The 20,316-nt window shown below is 70.2% G+C and carries 21 protein-coding genes; 10 read left to right on the top strand and 11 right to left on the bottom strand.

From position 1 onward, the window contains the following. Positions 1-2: 2 nt before the first annotated feature. Together JN22_RS04615 and JN22_RS04620 are read right to left on the bottom strand one after the other, a co-directional pair. On the bottom strand, positions 3-1,394 hold the full coding sequence (locus tag JN22_RS04615; protein WP_085552799.1) for a GntP family permease: 1,392 nt from the start codon (positions 1,392-1,394) through the stop codon (positions 3-5). 57 nt (positions 1,395-1,451) lie between these two features. Then, positions 1,452-1,892: an SRPBCC family protein gene (locus JN22_RS04620; RefSeq protein WP_085552800.1), complete on the bottom strand. Its 441-nt coding sequence runs from the start codon at positions 1,890-1,892 to the stop codon at positions 1,452-1,454. A 489-nt stretch (positions 1,893-2,381) separates the two neighbouring features. On the opposite strand from JN22_RS04620, the gene infC reads away from it, so the two are divergent. Further along, positions 2,382-2,921: a translation initiation factor IF-3 gene (gene infC, locus JN22_RS04625; protein ID WP_085552801.1), complete on the top strand. Its 540-nt coding sequence runs from the start codon at positions 2,382-2,384 to the stop codon at positions 2,919-2,921. A gap of 147 nt (positions 2,922-3,068) precedes the next feature. Here the strand turns inward: infC and JN22_RS04630 are convergent, their stop codons facing one another. Next, complete coding sequence (locus JN22_RS04630) at positions 3,069-4,340, bottom strand: multidrug effflux MFS transporter (protein WP_085553419.1); 1,272 nt, start codon at positions 4,338-4,340, stop codon at positions 3,069-3,071. 143 nt (positions 4,341-4,483) lie between these two features. Between JN22_RS04630 and JN22_RS04635 the strand changes: the two genes are divergently transcribed. Beyond that, positions 4,484-4,684 (top strand): heavy-metal-associated domain-containing protein, encoded by a 201-nt coding sequence (locus tag JN22_RS04635; RefSeq protein ID WP_085552802.1) that lies wholly within the window; start codon positions 4,484-4,486, stop codon positions 4,682-4,684. A gap of 20 nt (positions 4,685-4,704) precedes the next feature. Here JN22_RS04635 and hemP read toward each other — a convergent pair whose 3' ends face one another. Continuing rightward, positions 4,705-4,908, bottom strand: a complete 204-nt coding sequence (gene hemP, locus JN22_RS04640; protein ID WP_223677570.1) for a hemin uptake protein HemP — start codon at positions 4,906-4,908, stop codon at positions 4,705-4,707. 249 nt (positions 4,909-5,157) lie between these two features. Here hemP and JN22_RS04645 point away from each other — a divergent pair, with 249 nt between their 5' ends. From JN22_RS04645 to JN22_RS04665, 5 genes are all read left to right on the top strand, one after another. Next, a complete protein-coding gene (locus JN22_RS04645) occupies positions 5,158-6,177 on the top strand; it encodes a LacI family DNA-binding transcriptional regulator (protein WP_085552803.1) in 1,020 nt (339 codons plus the stop codon). Between the two features lie 124 nt (positions 6,178-6,301). Continuing rightward, positions 6,302-6,754, top strand: coding sequence for a MarR family winged helix-turn-helix transcriptional regulator (locus JN22_RS04650; RefSeq protein ID WP_085552804.1), 453 nt, complete (start codon positions 6,302-6,304; stop codon positions 6,752-6,754). A 36-nt stretch (positions 6,755-6,790) separates the two neighbouring features. Next, complete coding sequence (locus JN22_RS04655) at positions 6,791-7,750, top strand: efflux RND transporter periplasmic adaptor subunit (protein WP_223677571.1); 960 nt, start codon at positions 6,791-6,793, stop codon at positions 7,748-7,750. A gap of 11 nt (positions 7,751-7,761) precedes the next feature. Beyond that, a complete protein-coding gene (locus tag JN22_RS04660) occupies positions 7,762-9,861 on the top strand; it encodes an FUSC family protein (RefSeq protein ID WP_085552805.1) in 2,100 nt (699 codons plus the stop codon). After that, positions 9,858-10,061, top strand: coding sequence for a DUF1656 domain-containing protein (locus JN22_RS04665; protein WP_085552806.1), 204 nt, complete (start codon positions 9,858-9,860; stop codon positions 10,059-10,061). The genes JN22_RS04660 and JN22_RS04665 overlap by 4 nt, the downstream gene beginning before the upstream one ends. A 20-nt stretch (positions 10,062-10,081) precedes the next feature. Here JN22_RS04665 and JN22_RS04670 read toward each other — a convergent pair whose 3' ends face one another. From JN22_RS04670 to JN22_RS04700, 7 genes are all read right to left on the bottom strand, one after another. Further along, positions 10,082-10,939 (bottom strand): AAA family ATPase, encoded by an 858-nt coding sequence (locus JN22_RS04670; protein WP_085552807.1) that lies wholly within the window; start codon positions 10,937-10,939, stop codon positions 10,082-10,084. Positions 10,940-11,669: 730 nt separating this feature from the next. Further along, positions 11,670-12,305, bottom strand: coding sequence for an endonuclease III domain-containing protein (locus JN22_RS04675; protein ID WP_223677572.1), 636 nt, complete (start codon positions 12,303-12,305; stop codon positions 11,670-11,672). Positions 12,306-12,481: 176 nt separating this feature from the next. After that, positions 12,482-13,267 carry an ABC transporter ATP-binding protein gene (locus JN22_RS04680; protein WP_085553422.1) on the bottom strand — a complete coding sequence of 262 codons (786 nt, stop codon included), beginning with the start codon at positions 13,265-13,267 and terminating at the stop codon, positions 12,482-12,484. Positions 13,268-13,278: 11 nt separating this feature from the next. After that, positions 13,279-14,055, bottom strand: a complete 777-nt coding sequence (locus JN22_RS04685; protein WP_085552809.1) for an MlaE family ABC transporter permease — start codon at positions 14,053-14,055, stop codon at positions 13,279-13,281. A 76-nt stretch (positions 14,056-14,131) separates the two neighbouring features. Beyond that, positions 14,132-15,244, bottom strand: a complete 1,113-nt coding sequence (gene alr / locus JN22_RS04690) for an alanine racemase (RefSeq protein WP_085552810.1) — start codon at positions 15,242-15,244, stop codon at positions 14,132-14,134. Between the two features lie 8 nt (positions 15,245-15,252). Then, entirely contained in the window at positions 15,253-16,758 is a 1,506-nt protein-coding gene (locus tag JN22_RS04695) for a replicative DNA helicase (RefSeq protein WP_085552811.1), read from the bottom strand. Positions 16,759-16,893: 135 nt separating this feature from the next. Further along, the gene (locus JN22_RS04700; RefSeq protein WP_085552812.1) at positions 16,894-17,478 is read right to left on the bottom strand and encodes an LOG family protein; all 585 of its coding nucleotides are present in this window, start codon (positions 17,476-17,478) and stop codon (positions 16,894-16,896) included. A 160-nt stretch (positions 17,479-17,638) separates the two neighbouring features. Between JN22_RS04700 and JN22_RS04705 the strand changes: the two genes are divergently transcribed. The 3 genes from JN22_RS04705 to JN22_RS04715 all read left to right on the top strand — a co-directional run bounded on the left by JN22_RS04705 (position 17,639) and on the right by JN22_RS04715 (position 20,303). Then, positions 17,639-18,115, top strand: a complete 477-nt coding sequence (locus JN22_RS04705) for a c-type cytochrome (protein WP_085552813.1) — start codon at positions 17,639-17,641, stop codon at positions 18,113-18,115. A gap of 5 nt (positions 18,116-18,120) precedes the next feature. After that, on the top strand, positions 18,121-19,044 hold the full coding sequence (locus tag JN22_RS04710; RefSeq protein WP_085553423.1) for a c-type cytochrome: 924 nt from the start codon (positions 18,121-18,123) through the stop codon (positions 19,042-19,044). A 167-nt stretch (positions 19,045-19,211) separates the two neighbouring features. Next, the gene (locus JN22_RS04715; protein WP_223677573.1) at positions 19,212-20,303 is read left to right on the top strand and encodes a LysM peptidoglycan-binding domain-containing protein; all 1,092 of its coding nucleotides are present in this window, start codon (positions 19,212-19,214) and stop codon (positions 20,301-20,303) included. Positions 20,304-20,316 lie beyond the last annotated feature (13 nt).

The raw sequence follows: 20,316 nt of genomic DNA on the forward strand, positions 1-20,316 counted from the left end.
GATCAGACGATCCCGGTCAGGTAATACACGGCGATCACGAAGAAGACCGCCAGCGTCTTGATGCAGGTGATGGCGAAGATGTCGCCGTAGGACTGGCGGTGCGTCAAGCCCGTCACGCCCAGCAAGGTGATGACCGCGCCGTTGTGCGGCAAGGTGTCCATGCCGCCGCTGGCCATCGAGGCGACGCGGTGCAGGACCTCCATCGGAATGCCCGACGCGTTGGCGGCGGCGATGAACTGGTCGGCCATCGCGGCCAGCGCGATGCTCATGCCGCCCGAGGCCGAGCCGGTGATGCCGGCCAGCGCGGTGACGGTCACCGCCTCGTTGACCAGCGGGTTGGGGATGGACTGGAGCACGCCGGCGATGACCAGGAAGCCCGGCAGCGCGGCGATGACGGCGCCGAAGCCGTATTCCGACGCCGTGTTCATCGCCGCCAGCAGCGAGCCGCCGATGGCGGCCTTGGTGCCCTCGGCGAAGCGCTGGGTCACCGGCTTCCAGGCGAAGACCAGCACGGTCAGGATGCCGCAGAGCAGCGCGCCCTCGACCGCCCAGATGCCGGCGACCGACGACACTGCCGTGACCAGCGGCTTGGCGCCGGGGGTCAGCGCGACCTCGTAGCTGGTGCCGTAGACCTTGGGGATCGCCAGGGTGAAGACCTTGTTCAGCACGCCGACGATGACCAGCGGCAGCAGGGCGACGAGCGGATTGGGCAGCGTCTCGGCGGCGACCGCCTCCGGCTCGTTGCTGTGGCCGGTGCCGTAGCCCTCGCCCCGGGCGATGGCGGTGCGCACGCGCCATTCCAGATAGACCAGGCCGACGGTCAGGATGAAGACCGAACCGATGATGCCCAGCCAGGGGGCGGCGTAGGCGTCGGTCTTGAAGAAGGTCGTCGGGATGATGTTCTGGATCTGCGGGGTGCCCGGCAGCGCGTCCATGGTGACGGTGAAGGCGCCGAGCGCGATCACGCCGGGGATCAGGCGCTTGGGGATGTCGCCCTGGCGGAACATCTCGGCGGCGAAGGGGTAGACGGCGAAGACCACCACGAACAGCGACACGCCGCCGTAGGTCAGCAGCAGGCAGACCAGCACGATGGAGGTCACCGCCCGCTCGCGGCCGATCATCTTGATGACGGCCGAGACGATCGACTTGGAGAAGCCCGACAGCTCGATCACCTTGCCGAACACGGCGCCCAGCAGGAAGACCGGGAAGTACAGCTTCACGAAGCCGACCATCTTGTCCATGAAGAGGCCGGTGAATATGGGCGGCACGGCGGCCGGATCGGTCAGCAGCACCGCACCCAGCGCCGCCACCGGCGCGAAGAGGATGACGCTGAATCCTCGGTAGGCGACGAACATCAGGAACGCAAGCGCTCCCACGCAGATCAGCAAACTCATTGGACGGGTGCTCCCTCGTTTTTGTTCTGGGCGCCGGTTGGTCGGTGCGCCGTGGTCCTAGAGCCGGTAGGGGGTCAGAAGGCCGCGCAGCCGTTCCACGCCCGCGTCGTAGAGATCGCGGACGAAGCGTTCGGTCCTGGCTTCGTCCAGCCCGCCGGGCAGGCCGAGCGGCTGGAACGTGGCGGTCCATGTCAGCGTCGCGTGCCCGTCGTTCCCCGGCTGGACGCGGATCTGCGCGAGCAGATCGGCGACCGGATAGGGGCTTTCGACCACGGCGTAGGTGTAGGCGTCGTCGATTCGGCTGATGTGCTCCAGCCGCTGGACCAGACGGGTTCCGTCCTTCAGCAGCAGCCGCCGCACGGCCCCCTTCTCCGTTCCGTCGACGCTCAACGCGATCGCGCCGGGATACCAGTCGCACAGCCGGCCGTCCCAACGGACCAGCGGCCACAGGCGGCGGGCCGGGTCGGGAAGCAGAATGGTGACGGCGATCATCGGCATGTCGAGTCGGGCTTCGGCCGGATGGGGTACCCCGCGGGGCATGGCCCATCGAGAGCAAGCCGCATGCCATCATTGCGTGCAATGGGCGATCAATTGAAAAGCTTGAACAATTTTTGATGGAACAACTGATGGATTGTCACACGAACGTCTTAAAAACGAGATGTTTTCGCCGCGCATCGTCTCAAAAAGGAGAATTATCTCGAAACAGAGAATATTCCCTGATTCGCGGGGTCCGGCCCGCCGCCGGGCTCGCGGCCCCCCGAAAGAGCGCTGGATTTCCCGCCCGCAAGCGCCCATCTCCCGTTCAGAAGCGGGTTATACCGCCAAAGAGTCGTTGCTGGATGTTGCGGCCGCCGGTTTCATGGATATGGAACCGAGAAACTGTTGCACCTATATGATGGTTGCTGTTAAAGGGCGGCGTGGTTCGGTCGCCCTCGGCGACATCGTTGCCGTTCGGGCATCGTGCTTCCGGCCGGCGCATCCAAGGAGATGGTCATAGCAAAGCTTTACGATCAGGACCCCGTCCGCGAAGGCCCGCGGCTCAATCGCGAGATCACGGCCCGTCAGGTGCGTCTCATCAACGCCGATGGCGAGATGGTGGGCATCGTCCCGTTGCATCAGGCGTTCACGGCTGCCGCCGACGCCGACCTCGACCTTGTCGAGATCGTGCCGAATGCCGATCCGCCCGTCTGCAAGGTCCTCGATTACGGCAAGTTCCGGTTCGAGGAGCAGAAGAAGGCCAACGAGGCGCGCAAGAAGCAGAAGATCGTCGAGATCAAGGAGCTGAAGCTCCGTCCGAACATCGACGACAACGACTACGACGTGAAGATGCGCGCCGCGCGCCGCTTCCTGGAGGAAGGCGACAAGGTCAAGATGACCATGCGCTTCCGTGGCCGTGAAATGGCCCACCAGGACCTCGGCATGAACGTGCTGCTGCGTGTCCGCGACGAGTTGGAGGCGATGGCCAAGGTCGAGCAGATGCCGCGCCTGGAAGGGCGCCAGATGATCATGGTCCTCGCGCCGAGGTGATCGGCGCGCGTCCGGCCGTTCCTTCCCGCATGACGGACTCGTCATGATGGAAAGGCGGCCGTTTGGCGTTCACGAAAAAGGCCCATCCCTCACGGGACGGGCCTTTTTCGTTGAAGCGTCCGGAACAGCGGGGGCGCTCCCCCGCCTTCACTCGCCGCCGGCCGGCCGGGCCGCGCCCGACACATGGGAGTGGGTGCGGAACAGGACGCCGCCCTCCGTCTTCAGCACGGTCAGGACGGCCAGCACGGCCAGCACGGTGAAGCCGATGGTCATCGGCCGCACGGTGCCGTCGAAGGCCTGGCCGATTCCCCAGCCGAACAGGGCACCCGCCGCCGTCGAATAGAAGCCGGTGAAGGACGACCCCATGCCGGCGATGTGGCCGAGCGGCTCCATGGCCAGCGCGTTGAAGTTCGGCGCGATCAGGCCGAAGCAATAGAAGGTCGCGGCGAGGAAGCCGCCCAGCGCCAGCAGCGGCGGACGCTCGGGAAAGCCGAAGGCCGCCATCGCCAGGCAGGCCGCCAGGAAGCCGAGCATGGCCGCGTGCGACACCCGCCGCATCCCCAGCCGCCCGACCAGCCGGGCGTTGGTCAGCGAGGCGACCGCCATCACCGCCGCGATGGCGCCGAAGACGACCGGGAACAGGGTCCCCAGCCCGTAGATGTCGACGAACACCTGCTGGGCGCTGCCGATGTAGCTCAGCAGGCTGCCGAACATGAAGCCCATGGCGACGGTGTAGCCGACCGTCTGCCGCGTGGTGACGACCATGCGGAGGGCGTTGCCGAGCGCCGCCGGCGACAGGGGCAGCCGGTCCTCGGCGTGGCGGGTTTCCGGCAGGCGCAGCGCCGACCAGGCCAGCGCGCCGCCGGCGGCCAGGAACAGCGCCGCGAAGACCCACGGCCAGCTTCCGGCATGCAGGATCAGCTCGCCGATGGCCGGGGCGATGACCGGCACGATGATGAAGACCATCATGGCGAAGGACATGACGCGGGCCATGTCGCGCCCGGCGAAGCGGTCGCGCACGATGGCGACGGCGACGATGCGCGGCGCGGCGGCGCCGAAGCCCTGGATCGCCCGCGCCGCCAGCATGACCCCGAAGCTCGGCGCCAGGACCGCCGCCAGCGAGGCCACGGCGAAGACGACCAGCCCGGCGGCCAGCACCGGCTTGCGCCCGAAACGGTCGGACAGCGGGCCGGCGAAGGGCTGCCCGGCGGCGAAGCCGAGCATGTAGGCGGTGATGATGAGCTGGCGGTCGTTGGCGCCGTCGCCGCCCAGCGCGTGGGCGATGTCCGGCAGGGCGACCAGCATGATGTCGATGGACAGGGCCGTCAGCGCCATCATCGCGGCGATGAGGGTGACGAATTCCACGAAGGAGATGCCGCGCGGCGGCGACGGCGACGGCGATTGGGATGTGTTCAGCATGCCCGAAGTCTGGGGCAGCCCGCCGCCTTCGGCAAGCGGCGCGGAATCCCGCGACACCCCCGGAAACAGCGCTTGACCTTCCCGCCGCTGGAAGGTGCAGGCTGATTCCCATCGACCCATTCCATCACGCGACGGAGGATCCCATGGTGACGTTGAAGGTGTCGGGCATGACCTGCGGCCATTGCGCCCAGACCGTGACCAGGGCCGTGGAGGCCGTGCCCGCGGTCGAGCGTGCGCTGGTCGACCTCAAGGCCGGCGCGGTCTCGGTGGAGGGGAACGCCGACATGGCGGCGGTCCGCAAGGCCATCGAGGACGCCGGCTACGAGGTGGAGGGCGCCGCCTGAAAGGCGGCGGCCCGCCTCTCCTACTTGGTCAGGATCAGCTTGTTGGCCCGGGTCACCCGCAGGCGGTAGCTCTGGCCGGCGTGCTGGATGACGATCTCGCGGCCGCCGGCCATCAGACGGGCCGACTCCACCACGGGAAGGGACAAGGCGGCGACACCTTGCCACGGCATGGCTTGCGAAGCGGCGGGACCGGCGAGGGTGGCGGTGACGGCGTTCTGCTGCATGGCCTTGGCTTTCTGGTTGGAAAGACGGTTGGTCGCGAAGACGGTGGCGGTCGGGGGTGCGGCGATGCGCCGTCCCGGCCGGCCATGAGCAGACCCTACAAAAGCTCTCCTGCGATTGCAAGTCATTCTCATCTGGTTTTGCTCTTTGCATAGGCAGGCGCCGCGCCGGGCGCATGGACGCCGTTCCGCCCGGTCCCTATCATCGGCGGGGACGCCGCGGGGACGCGAAGAGGGGGGAAGGCCGCCACCATGACGCCGGGCAAGCGATACGCATCCTCGACCGACGTGGCGCGGCTGGCCGGCGTGTCGCAATCGGCGGTCTCGCGCACCTTCACGCCGGGCGCCAGCGTGTCGGCGGAAACCCGCCGCAAGGTCCTGGAGGCGGCCGAGGCGCTTGGATTCCGGCCCAGCATCATCCCGCAGATCCTGCTGACCGATCGTTCGGGCCTCGTCGCCGTGATCGTCGGCGGCCTGTGGAACGCCTACCACAGCGCCGTTCTGGAACGCTTCGCCACGCGGCTGCGCGACGCCGGAAAGCAGGTGCTGCTGGTGCCGGTGGACAGCGACTACGCGCTCGACGCCGTGCTGGCGCAACTGTCGAGCTACCGCGTGGACGCCATCGTCAGCGGTCTGGCGGTGCTGTCGCAGGAGGTCGCCGACGCGCTGTCGGCCTTCCGGATTCCCATCGTCTCCTTCAACGCCGGGGTGACCAGCGAGCGGGTCGCCTCGGTCGAATCCGACAACCGCGCCTCGGCCGCCACCGCCGCCGCGCTGCTCCACCGGCGCGGCGGCCGGCGCTTCGCCTTCCTGGCCGGGCCGGAGGAAAGCCCGGCCAGCCGCGACCGTCTCGCCGGATTCCGCGACGGGCTGGCGGCCCTGGGGCTGGAGGAACCGCGCGTGATCGCCGGCGACTACAGCTACGCCGGCGGGCAGTCGGCGGCGCGGCGGCTGTTCGCCCGGAGCTCCGCCGGCGAGCCGGCCGACGCGCTGTTCTGCGCCAACGACCTCATCGCCTTCGGCGCCATGGACGTCATCCGCCGGGAGTTGGGGCTGCGGGTGCCGGAGGACGTGATGCTGGTCGGCTACGACAACATCCCCTCGGCGGCCTGGAGCGCCTACGACCTGACCAGCTTCGACCAGGACGCCGAGGCGCTGGTCACCGAGGCGCTCGCCCTCGTCGAGGAGATGACCGCCCGCCCGTCGGCGCATGGCCCGGTGCGGGTGGTGCCGGCGCGCTTTGTCGAACGCGGCAGCACGCGGCGGCCGTAGACGCGCCGACGCCCTGGCCGCGGCCTTCCGGCCGACCGTCGTCATCGCAGCCATGCGGAGCGCGCTTGCCGCCCCGTGGCGAATCCGTCTTGCCGGAATTCGATAGCAAAACTATTTAATAGCCATGCTAGACAATGATCCCCCCCGCTTTCCCGCCAGCTTCGGCCTGCATCTCTTCCGCGCCGCGCACCTGTGGCGCCGCGCGGTCAACGCAATCCTGGCGGATTGGGGGTTTTCCTCGTCAGTCATCACGCCGCTGATGCTGCTGAACGAGCTGGGGGACGGCATGCGCCAGCGCGAGCTGGCCGAGGAGATGGGGGTCGAGGGTCCGTCCCTGGTGCGGCTGCTCGACAGCCTGGAGGCCGGCAAGCTGGTCGAGCGCCGCGAGGATCCGGCCGACCGCCGGGCCAAGACCCTCCACCTCACCGACCAGGGGCGCGAGTTGCTGGCGCGGGTCAACGCGGTGCTCGGCGACGTCCGCAGCCGCCTGCTGACCCAGGCCAGCAAGGACGACATCGACGCCTGCTCCCGCGTCCTCTCGATCATCGAAACCAACGCCAAGCGCGAACAACCGTGACCGGCGCCGCTTCGGCCGGTCCGTGAGGGCACTCCCTTGAAACTCCTGTCCGTCCTGTCCCGCCTCAGCGTCACCCTGCTGGTGACGGCCGCCGCCGCCGTGGGCGGCTGGTGGATGTGGGACCACTACATGAACGAGCCCTGGACCCGCGACGGCCGCGTGCGGGCCGACATCGTGCAGGTGTCGCCCGACGTCGCCGGCCTCGTCACCGAGGTCCGCGTCGCCGACAACCAGACGGTCCGCAAGGGCGACGTCCTCTTCGTCGTCGATCCCGCCCGCTACCGGCTGGCGATCGAGCAGGCGGAGGCCAACCTGGAAAGCGCCCGCGCCGAGATGTCCTTCCGCAGCGCCGAGGCGCGCCGCTACGAGCGGTTGTCCGAGGGCGTGGTCTCCACCGCCCAGCGCCAGGAGGTCGCCTCGGCGATGGCCAAGGCGGCGGCGGCGGCCAAGCAGGCGGAAGCCTCGCTCGACCTCGCGCGCTTCAACCTGGAGCGGACCGAGGTGCGGGCGACGGTGGACGGCTACGTCGCCAACCTCCAGCTCAAGGCCGGCAACTACGTGTCGGCCGGTCAGGCGGTGGTGGCGCTGATCGACCGCCGTTCCTTCCACGTGATGGGCTATTTCGAGGAGACCAAGCTGCCGCGCATCCACGCCGGCGACCCGGTGGCCGTCACCATCATGGGGATGAGCGGCAGCCTGTCCGGCCATGTCGACAGCGTCGCCCGCGCGATCGTCGACCGTGACCGCACCGAGGGCAGCGGCCTGCTCGCCAACGTCAACCCGACCTTCAACTGGGTGCGGCTGGCCCAGCGCATTCCGGTGCGCATCGCGCTCGACCCGGTGCCCGACACGCTCGACCTCGTGGCCGGACGCACGGTGACGGTGCGCGTGCTCGGTCCCGACGAACGCGCCACCGGACACGCCACCCAGAGCGCCGCCCGGAGCAGCGCCCCCCAGAGCGCCGACGCAGGTCCGGCGCGCACGGCGGGTCTGTAAGGGGGCCCGTCATGCCGAAGCCGCCCAACGCCGCCGAGATGATCTTCTCGGCCAAGTCCTTCGCCGCCGCCATGCTGGCGCTCTACATCGCGCTCGGCATGGGGCTGCCCCGCCCCTTCTGGGCGATGATGACCGCCTATGTGGTCGCCGGCCCGCTGTCGGGGGCCGTGCGCTCCAAGGCCGTCTACCGCGTCGCCGGCACCATCCTCGGCAGCGTCGCCGCGGTGGCGCTGACCGTCGCCCTGGTCGACGCGCCGGAGCTGATGGTGCTCGGGGTCGGGCTGTGGGTGGGGCTGTGCCTGTTCGTCTCGCTGCTCGACCGCACGCCGCGCAGCTATCTGTTCATGCTGGCCGGCTACACGGCCGGGCTGATCGCCTTCCCGGCCGTCACCAGCCCCGACACCATCTTCGACACCGGGCTGGCGCGGGTCGAGGAAATCCTGCTCGGCATCCTCTGCGCCACGGTGATCCACAGCGTCGTGCTGCCGCGCGGCATCGGCCCGGTGCTGCTCGCCAGGCTCGACGCCACCCTGCGCGACGCGGAGCGCTGGACGCTCGACGCGCTGTCCGGCGCCGATGACGCCGCCCGCGCCGCCGACCGCCAGACGCTGGCCCGCGACGTCACCGAGCTGCGCGTGATGTCCGCCCACCTGCCCTACGACACCTCGGACGTCCGCTGGATGACCCGGTCGGTGCGCGCGCTGACCGACCGCATGACCTATCTGCTGCCGGTGCTGGCCGCGGTCGGCGAGCGGCTGGCCGCGCTCCGCGAAGCCGGGGACCGGGACGGGAGCGGCGGCCTGCCCCCTGCCCTGCTGCCGGTGCTGGAGGATGTCAAACGCTGGATCGCCGACGATTCCGGCACGCCCGCCCAGGCCGACGCCCTGCGCGCGGCGCTCGACCGGCTGGCCCCGGTCCTGGGCGACGATCGGGACGATCCGTCGGCCTGGCACCGCGCCACCCTGCTCGGCCTGGTGACGCGCCTGCGCACGCTGGTCGGCATCCACCGCGACTGCCGGGAGCTGCGGGCCCACATCCGCTCCGGGAACCACAGCCTGCCGGCGCATCTCGACCCGCTGACGCGCGGCCGGTCGCGCGGGGTCTTCCACCTCGATTGCGGCATGGCGCTGTGGTCGGGGGCCGCCGCCTTCCTCGGGATCGTCCTGGTCTCCGGCTTCTGGATCGCCACCGGCTGGTCGTCGGGGTCGGCGGCGGCGATGATGGTCGCCATCTTCTGCTGCTTCTTCGCCTCCTTCGACGATCCGGCGCCGGGAATCCGGATGTTCCTGGTCTTCACCCTGCTGTCGATGCCGATCGGCGCCTTCTACCTGCTGGTGGTGCTGCCCTCCACCGACAGCTTCCCGATGCTGGCGCTCTCCCTCGCCCCGACCTTCCTGCTGCTGGGCTGCTTCATCCCGCGCCCGGCGCTGATGGGGCAGTCGATGGCGCTGCTGTTCGGCGTCGCCGGCTCGCTCAGCCTGCTCGACACCAACACCGCCGACTTCGCCTCCTTCCTCAACAGCAGCAGCGGGCAGGTCGTCGGCATCGTCGCGGCGTTGCAGGTGACCCGCCTGTGCCGCTCGGTCGGCGCCGCCTGGAGCGCGCGCCGCCTGCTGCATGCCGGCTGGCGGGAGATCGCGGCGCTCGCCGCCGTGCGCTCGCCGTCGGCGGCGACCGGCTTCGAAAGCCGGATGCTCGACCGCGTCGGCCTGCTGTCGGCCCGCTTCGCCCAGATCGGCCCGCAGCCCGGCCGGCGCCTTGATCCGGCGGCCATCGACGCGGTGGCCGATCTGCGGGTCGGCCTGAACGTCGTCGAGCTCCAGCGGGTGCGCCCGGCGCTCGGCCGGGCTGCGGCCCCGGCGATCGAGCGGCTGCTCGGCGGCATCGCCGGCCATTTCCGCGCCCGGATAACCAAGGATACCGCCAAGCACCCCTCTCCCCCGCCGGAGGAGCTGCTCGGCAGCCTGGACGGGGCGCTGTCGAGCGTCGGCGCCGCGCCGCCGTCCCCCGAGCGCGACCGCGCCGTGGTGGCGCTCGCCGGCCTGCGCCGCAGCCTGTTCCCCACCATCGCGCTCCAGGCGCCCGCCCATCCGGAAGGTGTGACCGCATGATCGGTGAGATCGACGTCCAAGGCCTGTTCCTGCCGCCCCTGCTGATCCTGGCGGTGGTGGCCTGGATCCTCTCGGGCCTGCTCCGGCGCGGCCTGCGCGCCGCCGGATTCTACGGCTGGGTCTGGCACCCTCCGCTGTTCGATCTGGCGCTCTACGTGGTCGTGCTGAGCGGTCTGGCCGCCTTGTCATCGGGCGTCTGAGGCGCGACCGGAGAGCGGACTCACCGGCCGGCGGCGTCGGCGCCGAGCCACGCCATCGCCTCGCGGAAGCGCCGGCAGTGACGGAAGACCGGCTCGCCGATGCCGGCGGCAACCGCCAGCGGAACCGGCCGGTAGGGCAGGCAGTGGCTGGGCGGTTCCCCCAGGGTCCGCACCAGATCGGCCATCGCCAGTTCGCCGGGCGCTCCCAGCCGGTTGAGCACGGTCATCACCCGCGCCCCCGGCTTCGACGGCGCGGCGGCGCGCAGCCGCACCAGATCGCGCAGGCTCGGCCGGCTGGCGTCGCCGACCAGCACGCAGAGCGACGCCGCCTCCAGAACGGCGCGGGCGGCCCGCCCCTGCGGACGGCCGACATCGACGACGGCGTAGTCGTGGCGGAGTTGCAGACGGTTCAGAAGCGCCTGCACGGCCGGACCGCCGACCTCGACGGCGTCCTTGATCGGCTCATCGGCGGCCAGAACCGCCAGCCGCTCCGGGGCGGCGACCGTCGCCCGCTCCATGAACAGGTCGTCGACGCGGTCGGGGGCCTCCACCGCCTCGCGCGGCATGGGGCCCGGCTTGAGGCGCAGCGCCAGGGCGACGGTGCCGCCCTGCAAATCGAGATCGACCAGCGCGGTGCGCCCGCGCGCCTCCGACAGCCAGGCGGCCAGATGGACGGCGACCGTGGTCGCCCCCACCCCGCCGCGCGCGCCGACGACGGCGATCAGTTTGCCCGGCCGGGTCCGCCCGTCCCCGGCCGGGCTGGCCGGATCGGTGGCATCGGCGAGCAGGCGGGAGGCAAACGGACGGCGGACGGGCGTGCGGGAGGCTGCGTCGGAACGCGCCGCCGGCTCGCCCAGGATGGGATCGAGAAGACTCATCGGACGTCCTGGGTTCCAGAAGTGGCGGGGGTATGGGTGCTGGAGCCGCTGCCTGTGGACAGGCCTTCACCCGGTCGATGCGCCGCCGCCTGCGGGCCGCTCCGTCGTAATTTTGCGGATCGGAAAAAGGGGACGGCCAGGATAGGAGATCACAGTCATCGCAACTCTCCGACAATCCCGTGGAAACAGGAGCCCGGCATCAAGGAAACAGGAGCGCTCGTCGGTGGACTGCCCTCGGCCTGCCCGGCGCTTGATGTCGGTGAGGCGATGGTGGCCAGATCAGATTTTGAAATAAACCTATCGATGGTGATAGGCCGCCGATCCTGAAATTATAAGATCACAACAGCCCTGCAATTGAATGCATTTTATGAAAATGCATTCAAAGGTGTGCGACGGCCATCCCCAGTCGTCGCAGGCCGCGGCCTTCAAAGAAGGGCCGGGGAGAAGGCGAGGAGGCTGCGCACCTGTTCGCATGCGCAAAGAAATACGCCGCCAATACAGAAATCTCCGAAATCGCGGGAAAGAAGAGACAGAGAAGCAGGACCGCCCCGGCCTTTTCGTGTTGCCGCTACCCCCAACACATCCGGCGCGGGGCAAAAGGGGTAATACGGAACGCCGGATCGTCCAAAGGATCGAGCGAGGAAGGGCCGGACCGTGCCCGCCTCTCCCGCGCCGTCACACCGGAACGGACGGCACACCGGAACGGACGGCTGCCCTTGGAAGCCGCGCCCTACCGGCTCTGGGTGACGCCGACCCGCGCGCACATCGACAGCAGCGGGCAGGCCGAACAGCGCGGCCGCTCGCCGGTGCAGACCCATTTCCCGAAGGGAACCAGCCGCTCGTTGATCTCCACCCAGTAATGGCGCGGCAAAACCGCCAGCAGGGCCGCCATCGTGCGCTCGGGAGTGCGGGTGGCGACATAGCCCCAGCGGTTGGTGATGCGGTGGACGTGGATGTCGACCGCCAGCGCCGGGATGCCGAAGCCGACCGCCAGCGTCAGCGCCGCGATCTTCGGGCCGACTCCATGGAAGGCCATCAGAGCGTCGGGCGTGTCGGGCACGGTCCCGCCATGCTCGGCCAGGATGCGGCGGGACAGCGCCAGGATGTCGCGCGCCTTCGGCTCGGGAAAGGTGGCGCCATTCAGCAGCGCCACCAGCCGTTCCTCCGGCAGGGCGGCCATCGCGGCGGGGGTGCGGGCCTCGGCGAAGAGCCGCTCGCTGACCGCCAGCGTTGTCTCGTCGCGCGTGCGGGCGGAGATCAGGCTGGCCACGAGCTGCTCGAAGGGGGAGCGGTAGCCGCGGTCGCGCAGGTCGAACATGGCCGCCTTGGGCCGCCCGGCCAGCGCGATCCGCAGGCGCCGGAACACCTCGTCGATGTCGAAGGAAGCGAGGGCGGCGTCGGGATTCAGGGCAGGACTCCGGGGCGGGAGGGCGGCCGAGGAACAACGCCTCCGCCGCCCGTTTCGTTCCCGGAAAAGCCTGCCGGAACGCCGTCTCCGTTCCCCTGTCCGCCCCTCCGATGACCGCGGTCAGGGCGGGAAGGTCAGAGCGCGCGGATCTGCATCTTGATCGGCCCCTCGGCGCGGCCATGCACGAACTGGTCGACATGGGCGTTGCCGGACTGGTCGATGTCGCGGGCGTGGCCGGTCCAGATGATGCGGCCCTGGTAGATCATGGCGACACGGTCGGCGATCTTGCGGGCCGACGCCATGTCGTGGGTGATGGTGACCGCCGTCGCCCCCAGATCCTTCACGCACTGGACGATCAGCTCGTTGATGACGTCGGCCATGATCGGGTCGAGGCCGGTGGTCGGCTCGTCGAAGAAGATGATCTCCGGCTCGTCGGCGATGGCGCGGGCCAGCCCGACGCGCTTCTGCATGCCGCCCGACAGTTCCGACGGCGACAGCTCGGCCACGTCGGGGGTCAGGCCGACGGCGCCGAGCTTGGCGATGGCGATCTCCTTGGCCTGGGCGCGCGGCATGTGCTCGCCCTGGATCAGGCCGAAGGCCACGTTCTCCCACACGGTCAGGCTGTCGAACAGGGCGGCGCCCTGGAACAGCATGCCGAACTTGTGCAGCAGCTTCTCCCGCTCGCGCGGGCGCAGCCTCGTCGTCTCCTCGCCGTCGACGCGGATCGAGCCGCTGTCCGGCTGGAGCAGGCCGAGGATGGATTTCAGCATCACCGACTTGCCGGTGCCCGAGCCGCCGATGACGACCAGCGACTCGCCCTTGCCGACCTCCAGATCGACGCCGTTCAGCACCCGCTTGGGGCCGAAGCTCTTGTGGACGCCGCTAAGCGCGATCTTCGGCGCAATCGTTGGCAAGGGCATGGCGGTCGCGCTCACTTGGTCGAGAAGAAGAGGCCGGTGATCAGGTAGTTCCACACCAGGATCATGATCGAGGCCGACACCACCGCGTTGGTGGTCGCGGCCCCCACGCCCTGGGCGCCGCCCTTGGAATGGTAGCCGTGGTAGCAGCCCATCAGCGCGATCATGAAGCCGAACACCGCCGCCTTGACGAGGCCGGAGATGACGTCGATCGGCTGGAGGAACTCCCAGGTGCGGTTGATGTAGCTGCTGGCGTTGAAGTCCAGCCGGTAGACACCGACCAGGAAGCCGCCGAAGACGCCGATGATGTCGGCAACGACGACCAGGATCGGCAGCATCGTCAGCCCGGCCAGCAGGCGCGGCGCAACCAGATATTTGAACGGGTTGGTCGACAGGGTGGACAGCGCGTCGATCTGCTCGGTCACCCGCATGGTGCCGATCTCCGCCGCCATGGCGGCGCCGATGCGGCCCGCCACCATCAGCCCGGCCAGCACCGGCCCCAGTTCGCGCGTCACCGACAGCACGACGACGGTGGCGATGGCGCCCTCCGCCTGGAAGCGGGAGAAGCCGCTGTAGCTCTGGAGCGCCAGCACCATGCCGGTGAACAGCGCGGTCAGCCCGACCACCGGCAGCGAATAATAGCCGATGTCGATCATCTGCCGCAGGATCTGGCGCGGGTAGAAGGGCGGGCGCACGCAGTGCGACAGGGCCGATCCGGTGAACATGGCGAGGCGGCCGGTGGCTTCCAGGAAGACCAGGAAGGCCCGGCCGGTGGCGGCGAGGAAACCCATCAGAAGGCCCGGATCGTTGTCGTGGTGGTCATGATGGGCATGGTCGTCCCGGCGACCGCCTGCACGGCACGGATGGTCATGGAGCGGCGTACACCCGGTGATAGCGGCGGCCGAGCGAGGTCAGCACCTCGTAGCCGATGGTCCCGGCCTCCGCCGCGACGGTGTCGACCGGGCGGTTGGGGCCGATCAGCTCGACCAGCCCGCCGGGACGGACCGCGCCGTCGGGCAGCCCGCTGACGTCCACCGTGATCAGATCCATGGAAATGCGCCCGACGATGGGGGCCGGCACGCCATCGACATGCACATGGCCGCGCCCGCTGAGCGAGCGCAGGTATCCGTCGGCGTATCCCACGGCGATGGTCGCAATCTTGGCAGCCCCTTCCACGCGGTGGGCGGCACCGTAGCCAACGGTCATAGGGCTGTCAACGCTGCGAAGCTGAAGCACGCGGGCGTCGAGCCGCACCGTGCCGGCCATCGGGTTGGCGCGGTGCGGCGTCGGGTTCACCCCGTAGAGCGCGCAGCCCGGCCGGGCGAGGTCGAAATGGAAGGGCTTGCCATGGAAGATGCCCGACGAGTTGGCGAAGCTGGCCAGCGCCCTGGGCAGCCGGGCCAGCGCGTCCTGGAAGCGCAGATGCTGCTGGGCCGACATCGGCTGGTCGAACTCGTCGGCGCAGGCGAGATGGGTCATCCAAAGCTGGACGTCCACCCCCTGCAGCCAGTCGAGATTCGCGGCGAGCCGATCCAGCTCGTCGGGGCCGAGGCCGAGCCGGTTCATGCCGGTGTCGATGTGGACGACCGCCGGCAGCGCCCGCCCCTGACCGCCGGCGAAGGCGCGCCACGCGGCGATCTCGCCCAGATGGTTCAGCACCGGCAGGATGCGGTTGGCGAGGAACTCCGCCTCGCTGCCCTGCGGCAGCCCGCCCAGCGACAGCACCCGCGCGCCCGAGTCCGGCCCCAACGCGGCGCGGACCGCCAGCGCCTCCTCGAGCTGGGCGACGACGAAGGTCCGGCAGCCGGCGTCGCGCAGCGCCGGCACGACGCGGGCGACGCCGAGCCCGTAGGCGTCGGCCTTGACCACGGCGGCGCACTCGGCGGGCGCCACGCGGTCGCGCAGCTGGATCCAGTTGGCGACGACGGCGCCGAGATCCACGGTGAGGATGGCGGCGGCTCGCCGGAGGGGATCAGACATCGTCCCGGTCACTCGTCGTCCTGGTGGCGTTGGTCGAGATCGCCGAACTTGGTGAACTGGCCGTCGAAGTAGAGACGGACGGTGCCGATCGGACCGTGACGCTGCTTGGCGATGATCACCTCGGCGGTGTTGTGCACCTCGCCGAGGCGCTGCTGCCAGCGCTGGTAGCGGTCGTTGAACTTGTCGTCGCTCTCGTCGGGCCGGCGCGAGGGCTCGGCGCGCTCAAGATAATACTGTTCGCGGAAAACGAACATCACGACGTCGGCGTCCTGCTCGATGGAGCCGGATTCGCGCAGGTCGGCGAGCTGCGGTCGCTTGTCCTCGCGCAGCTCGACCGCGCGGCTCAGCTGCGACAGCGCGATGACCGGGACTTCCAGCTCCTTGGCGATGGCCTTCAGGCCGCGCGTGATCTCGGAGATTTCCTGCACCCGGTTCTCCGAGCCGCGCGCCGACGAGCCGCGCAGCAGCTGGAGATAGTCGACCACCACCATGTTCAGGCCCGACGTGCGCTTCAGCCGGCGGCAGCGGGTGCGGACGGCCGAGACCGAGAGCGCCGGGGTGTCGTCGACGTAGAAGGGGCAGCGCGCCAGATCCTGGCTGGCCTGGACGAATTTCGGAAAGTCGCTGTCGCGGATCTCGCCGCGCCGAATCTTGTCGCCGGGCACCTCGACCACCTCGGCGAGGATACGGGTGGCAAGCTGCTCGGCCGACATTTCCAGCGAGAAGAAGCCGACGACCCCGCCCTCCTGCCCGGTCGAGCGCATGTGGGCGCGGGCGGCGTTGAAGGCGATGTTGGTGGCCAGCGCCGTCTTGCCCATCGACGGGCGCCCGGCGAGGATGACCAGATCGGACGGGTGCAGGCCGCCCAGCTTGCGGTCGATGTCGATCAGCCCGGTGGTGACGCCGGTGACGTGGCTGGAGCGGCGGAACGCCACCTCGGCCGTCGCGATGGCGTGCTTGACCGACTCGCCGAACGCCACGAAGCCGCCCTGCACGTCGCCGGTCGAGGCGAGGTCGAAGAGCTGCTTCTCCGCCTCGCCGATCTGGTCGAGCGCGGTGACGTCGAGGTCGTGGCGGTACGCCTCGTTCACCATGTCGGTGCCGACCTCGATCAGCTGCCGGCGGATGAACAGGTCGTGGATGGTCTTGCCGTAGTCGCCGGCGTTGACCACGGTGACGACGTTCGCCGCCAGATCGGCCAGATAGGCGCTGCCGCCCTCGACCGCCAGCTCGGGATCGTTGTCGAACAACGACTTCAGGGTCACCGGGTTGGCGATCTGGCCGCGGTCGATCATCTTGGTGATCGCGGCGAAGATGCGCTGGTGCGCCGGGTCGTAGAAATGCTCCGCCCGCAGGAACTCGCCGACCTTCTCGTAGGCCTTGTTGTTGACCAGGATCGCGCCGAGCAGCGCCTGCTCCGCCTCCTCGTTGTTGGGCGGGGTGCGGTACTCCGCCGTCGGCTTCACGGCGGACTGCGGGCGGGGATCGAACAGCGAGGAGGTCTGGTTGCTCATGCGGGACACTGTAGCAGAAACGGAACGGGAACGCTGTGCGAAGGGGAGAACTCCTCCGCAAAAGCTGTGCACAGAAGTTATCCACAGACTGGGAAGTCTGGGGATAACGCCCTCGGGCCGGACTTCTTCCCGGCGTCAGAGCTTCCGGGGCTGGGTCGGAATCCGGGCGAGGGGCGAGGCCTCCAGCGCGTCGAACACGCCGTCGATGTGGTCGGCGACGGCGTAGAGCTTCTTCTGGTCGACGCGGGCGAAGCCCTGCGCCACCATGTGGTCGACCAGACCCAGCAGGGGCCGCCAGTAGCCGTCGACGTCGGCGATGACGATCGGCTTGTCGTGGAGCTGGAGCTGCTTCCAGGTCAGGATCTCGAACGCCTCGTCGAGCGTGCCGAGGCCGCCCGGCAGGACGACGAAGGCGTCGGACTTCTCCACCATCATCCGCTTGCGGGTGTGCATGCTGTCGACGACGTGCAGCTCGGTCAGGCCGGTGTGCTCGACCTCGGCCGACTGGATGTGCTCGGGGATGATGCCGACCACCTCGCCGCCGGCGGCCAGCGCCGCGTCGGCGGCGATGCCCATCAGCCCGACCCGGCCGCCGCCATAGACCAGACGGATGCCGCGGCGCGCCAGACCGTCGCCCAGCGCGTGCGCCGCCTGCTTGTGGATATCGGCGACCTGGGAGGACGCCCCGCAATAGACGCACACCGACGACAGGGTCTTCATCGCGACTCAACCTTTCTCGTGCCCGGAACCGGAACCGCTCGCTTGACGGGACGCGGGGCGCGGACGAATTCTTTGTTGGACCGACGGAATAACCGGCCGGCACCCGGCGTCATCACCGGAGCCGGCCGGTCATGGCCATGGTATCACCGGGAGGGACCACATGAACAACCGCGTCGTCAACGCCCTTGCTGCCGCCTGCGTGTCCGGGCTGCTCTTCGCCGCCTTCGGCGGAACGGCCGGCGCCGCCGATCCGGCGGAGCAGGTCAAGGACCGCCAGCAGACCATGAAAAAGCTGGGCGGCGGCATGGGCGCCGTCGCCAAGTTCGTGAAGAACGAGGGCGCCACGGCCGAGGACGCCGCCAAGGGCGCCGACGCCGTGCTGGCGGTCGCGAAGATGGACCCGAAGGCGATCTTCCCCGAGGGCACCGCCGTCGGCGTGTCCGACAGCGCCGCCAAGCCGGAGCTGTGGGCGAGCTGGAGCACCGCGCAGGAGCGCTGGAGCGCGATGCGGCCCGCCGCCGAGAAGCTGGAGGCGGCGATCAAGGGCGGCGACCGCGCGCAGATCGCCCAGGCGCTGGGGGCGACGTCGAAGACCTGCGGCGGCTGCCACGAGGATTTCCGCGTCAAGAAGCAGTGACCGCCATGCACCGCCCGCTCCGGTCCACGGCCCACGGCCTTGCGCTGACCCTGTCCATCTTCCTCTGGACGGGGCTCCTCTGGACGGGCTTCCTCCGGGCGGGTGGCGCGCAGGCGGCCTCCCCCGACGCCGGCGCCGTCGCGCGCGGCGCCTACGTCTTCCAAGCGGCCGGCTGCCTCGGCTGCCACACCGCCCCGGAGAGGGACGGAGCGCCCGCGGGCGCCCCGCTGGCGGGCGGACGGGCGCTGGCGACCCCGTTCGGCACCTTCTTCACCCCGAACATCACGCCCGACCCGGCCAACGGGATCGGACGCTGGTCCGACGCCGACTTCGTCCGCGCCTTCCGCGAGGGCCGCCGGCCGGACGGGGCGGCGCTGTTCCCCGCCTTCCCCTACGCCAGCTACACCCGGATGACCGACCGCGACCTGCTGGACCTGAAGGCCTATCTGTTCAGCCAGCCCGCCGTCGCCGTCGCCAACAAGCCGCATGACCTCGCCCCGCCCTTCTCCTGGCGGTTCCTGCTGCCGGCCTGGCAATGGCTGTACCTGACGCCTGGACCGTTGCCCGACGACCCGGCCAAGCCGGCGGCCTGGAACCGCGGGCGCTATCTGGTCGACGCGCTCGGCCATTGCGCGGAGTGCCACAGCCCGCGCTCGATGCTCGGCGGACTTGACGGGGACCGCTACCTCGCCGGCAACCCGCAGGGGCCGGACGGCGGCAAGGTGCCCAACATCACCCCGCACCCGAAGGGGCTCGGCGACTGGTCGGACGGCGATCTGACGCTGATGCTGGAAACCGGGCTGCTGCCCGACGGCGACGTCGCCGGCGGGGCGATGGCCGAGGTGGTGCGCAACAGCACCTCCAAGCTCACGGCGGAGGACCGCGCCGCCATCGCCGCCTACCTGCGGACGGTGCCGGCGCTGGAGTGACGCCCGTTTCCGCGCTCACCTTCCGGTACTCCCCTTTCGGAACTCCCCTTTCGGAACTCCGGGGGATGATGCGGACGCCCCGTCGGCGCTGTTCTTTTGGCGCATCCCCTTCTGCTATAGTTGACGGCAACGGCCAGACGCGGCCGGTCGCCGGAAGGGTCTCCAAGGTGAAGCAAAGCGCGCTGTTCGGTGGTTCCGCCCTGGCCCTGCTGGCGGCGGTCGCCGCCTATGGCCTGTGGCCGCGGGAATCCTCCGTTCCCCAGCCAGCCATGATCGCCCTCAAGCAGGCGCCCCCGACGCCGTCGCCCCCCGCTGCCGCTGCCGCCGCGGTTCCGGCCGCGCCCGCGCAGCCGGCGGCCCCCAGCTTCGACGTGGTGCGGGTGGCGCCGGACGGCGCGACGGTGATGGCCGGCCGCGCCGCGCCCGGAGCCTCGGTGACGGTCCAGGACGGCGACCGGACGCTGGGCTCGGCCAAGGCGGACGGGCGCGGCGAATGGGTGATGCTGCCCGACCAGCCGCTCGCCCCCGGCACCCGCGAACTGAATCTCAGCGAGACCCGCCCCGGCACGCAAGCCCCGGTGCCGGCCGAGAAGGTCGTCGTCGTCGTCGTGCCCGACCCGCCGGCCCCCGCCACGGCCTCGGCCAACGCCATGGCCAGCCCCCCCGCCACGGCGCTGGCGGTCGCGGTGCCGCGCGACGGCCTGACGCCCGGCCCGACCCGCGGCATGGGCGGCAACATGGGCGGCAGTTCGCTGCTCCAGGCCCCGCCGGTCCCGGACCAGACGTCGGGCCAGGGCGCCCCGGCCCCGCCGGGCGGCGTGTCGGTGGAGACCATGGACTACGACCCGGCCGGGCGCGTGGCGCTCGGCGGACGCGCGAAGCCCAACAGCGCGGTGCAGCTCTATCTCGACAACATCCTGGTCGGCCGCGCCCACACCGACCCGCAAGGGCAGTGGCGGCTGAGCCCGGAGAAGCTGATCGACCCCGGCCTCTACACCCTGCGCGCCGACCAGGTGAGCGACAGCGGCAAGGTCCTGGCCCGCGCCGAGCTGCCGGTCCAGGTCTCGCCCCTGCCGGCCAACCTGACGGACGGGCGCAACGTGGTGGTCCAGCCGGGCAACAGCCTGTGGCGGCTGGCCCGGCGCACCTACGGCGACGGGATGCTCTACACGACGATCTACACCGCCAACCGCGAGCAGATCCGCGATCCCGACATGATCTATCCGGGCCAGATCTTCGCGCTGCCGCCGGTGAACTGACGCGGCGCCGCGC

This window comes from Azospirillum agricola (assembly GCF_020005195.1).
Lineage (GTDB): Bacteria > Pseudomonadota > Alphaproteobacteria > Azospirillales > Azospirillaceae > Azospirillum > Azospirillum agricola.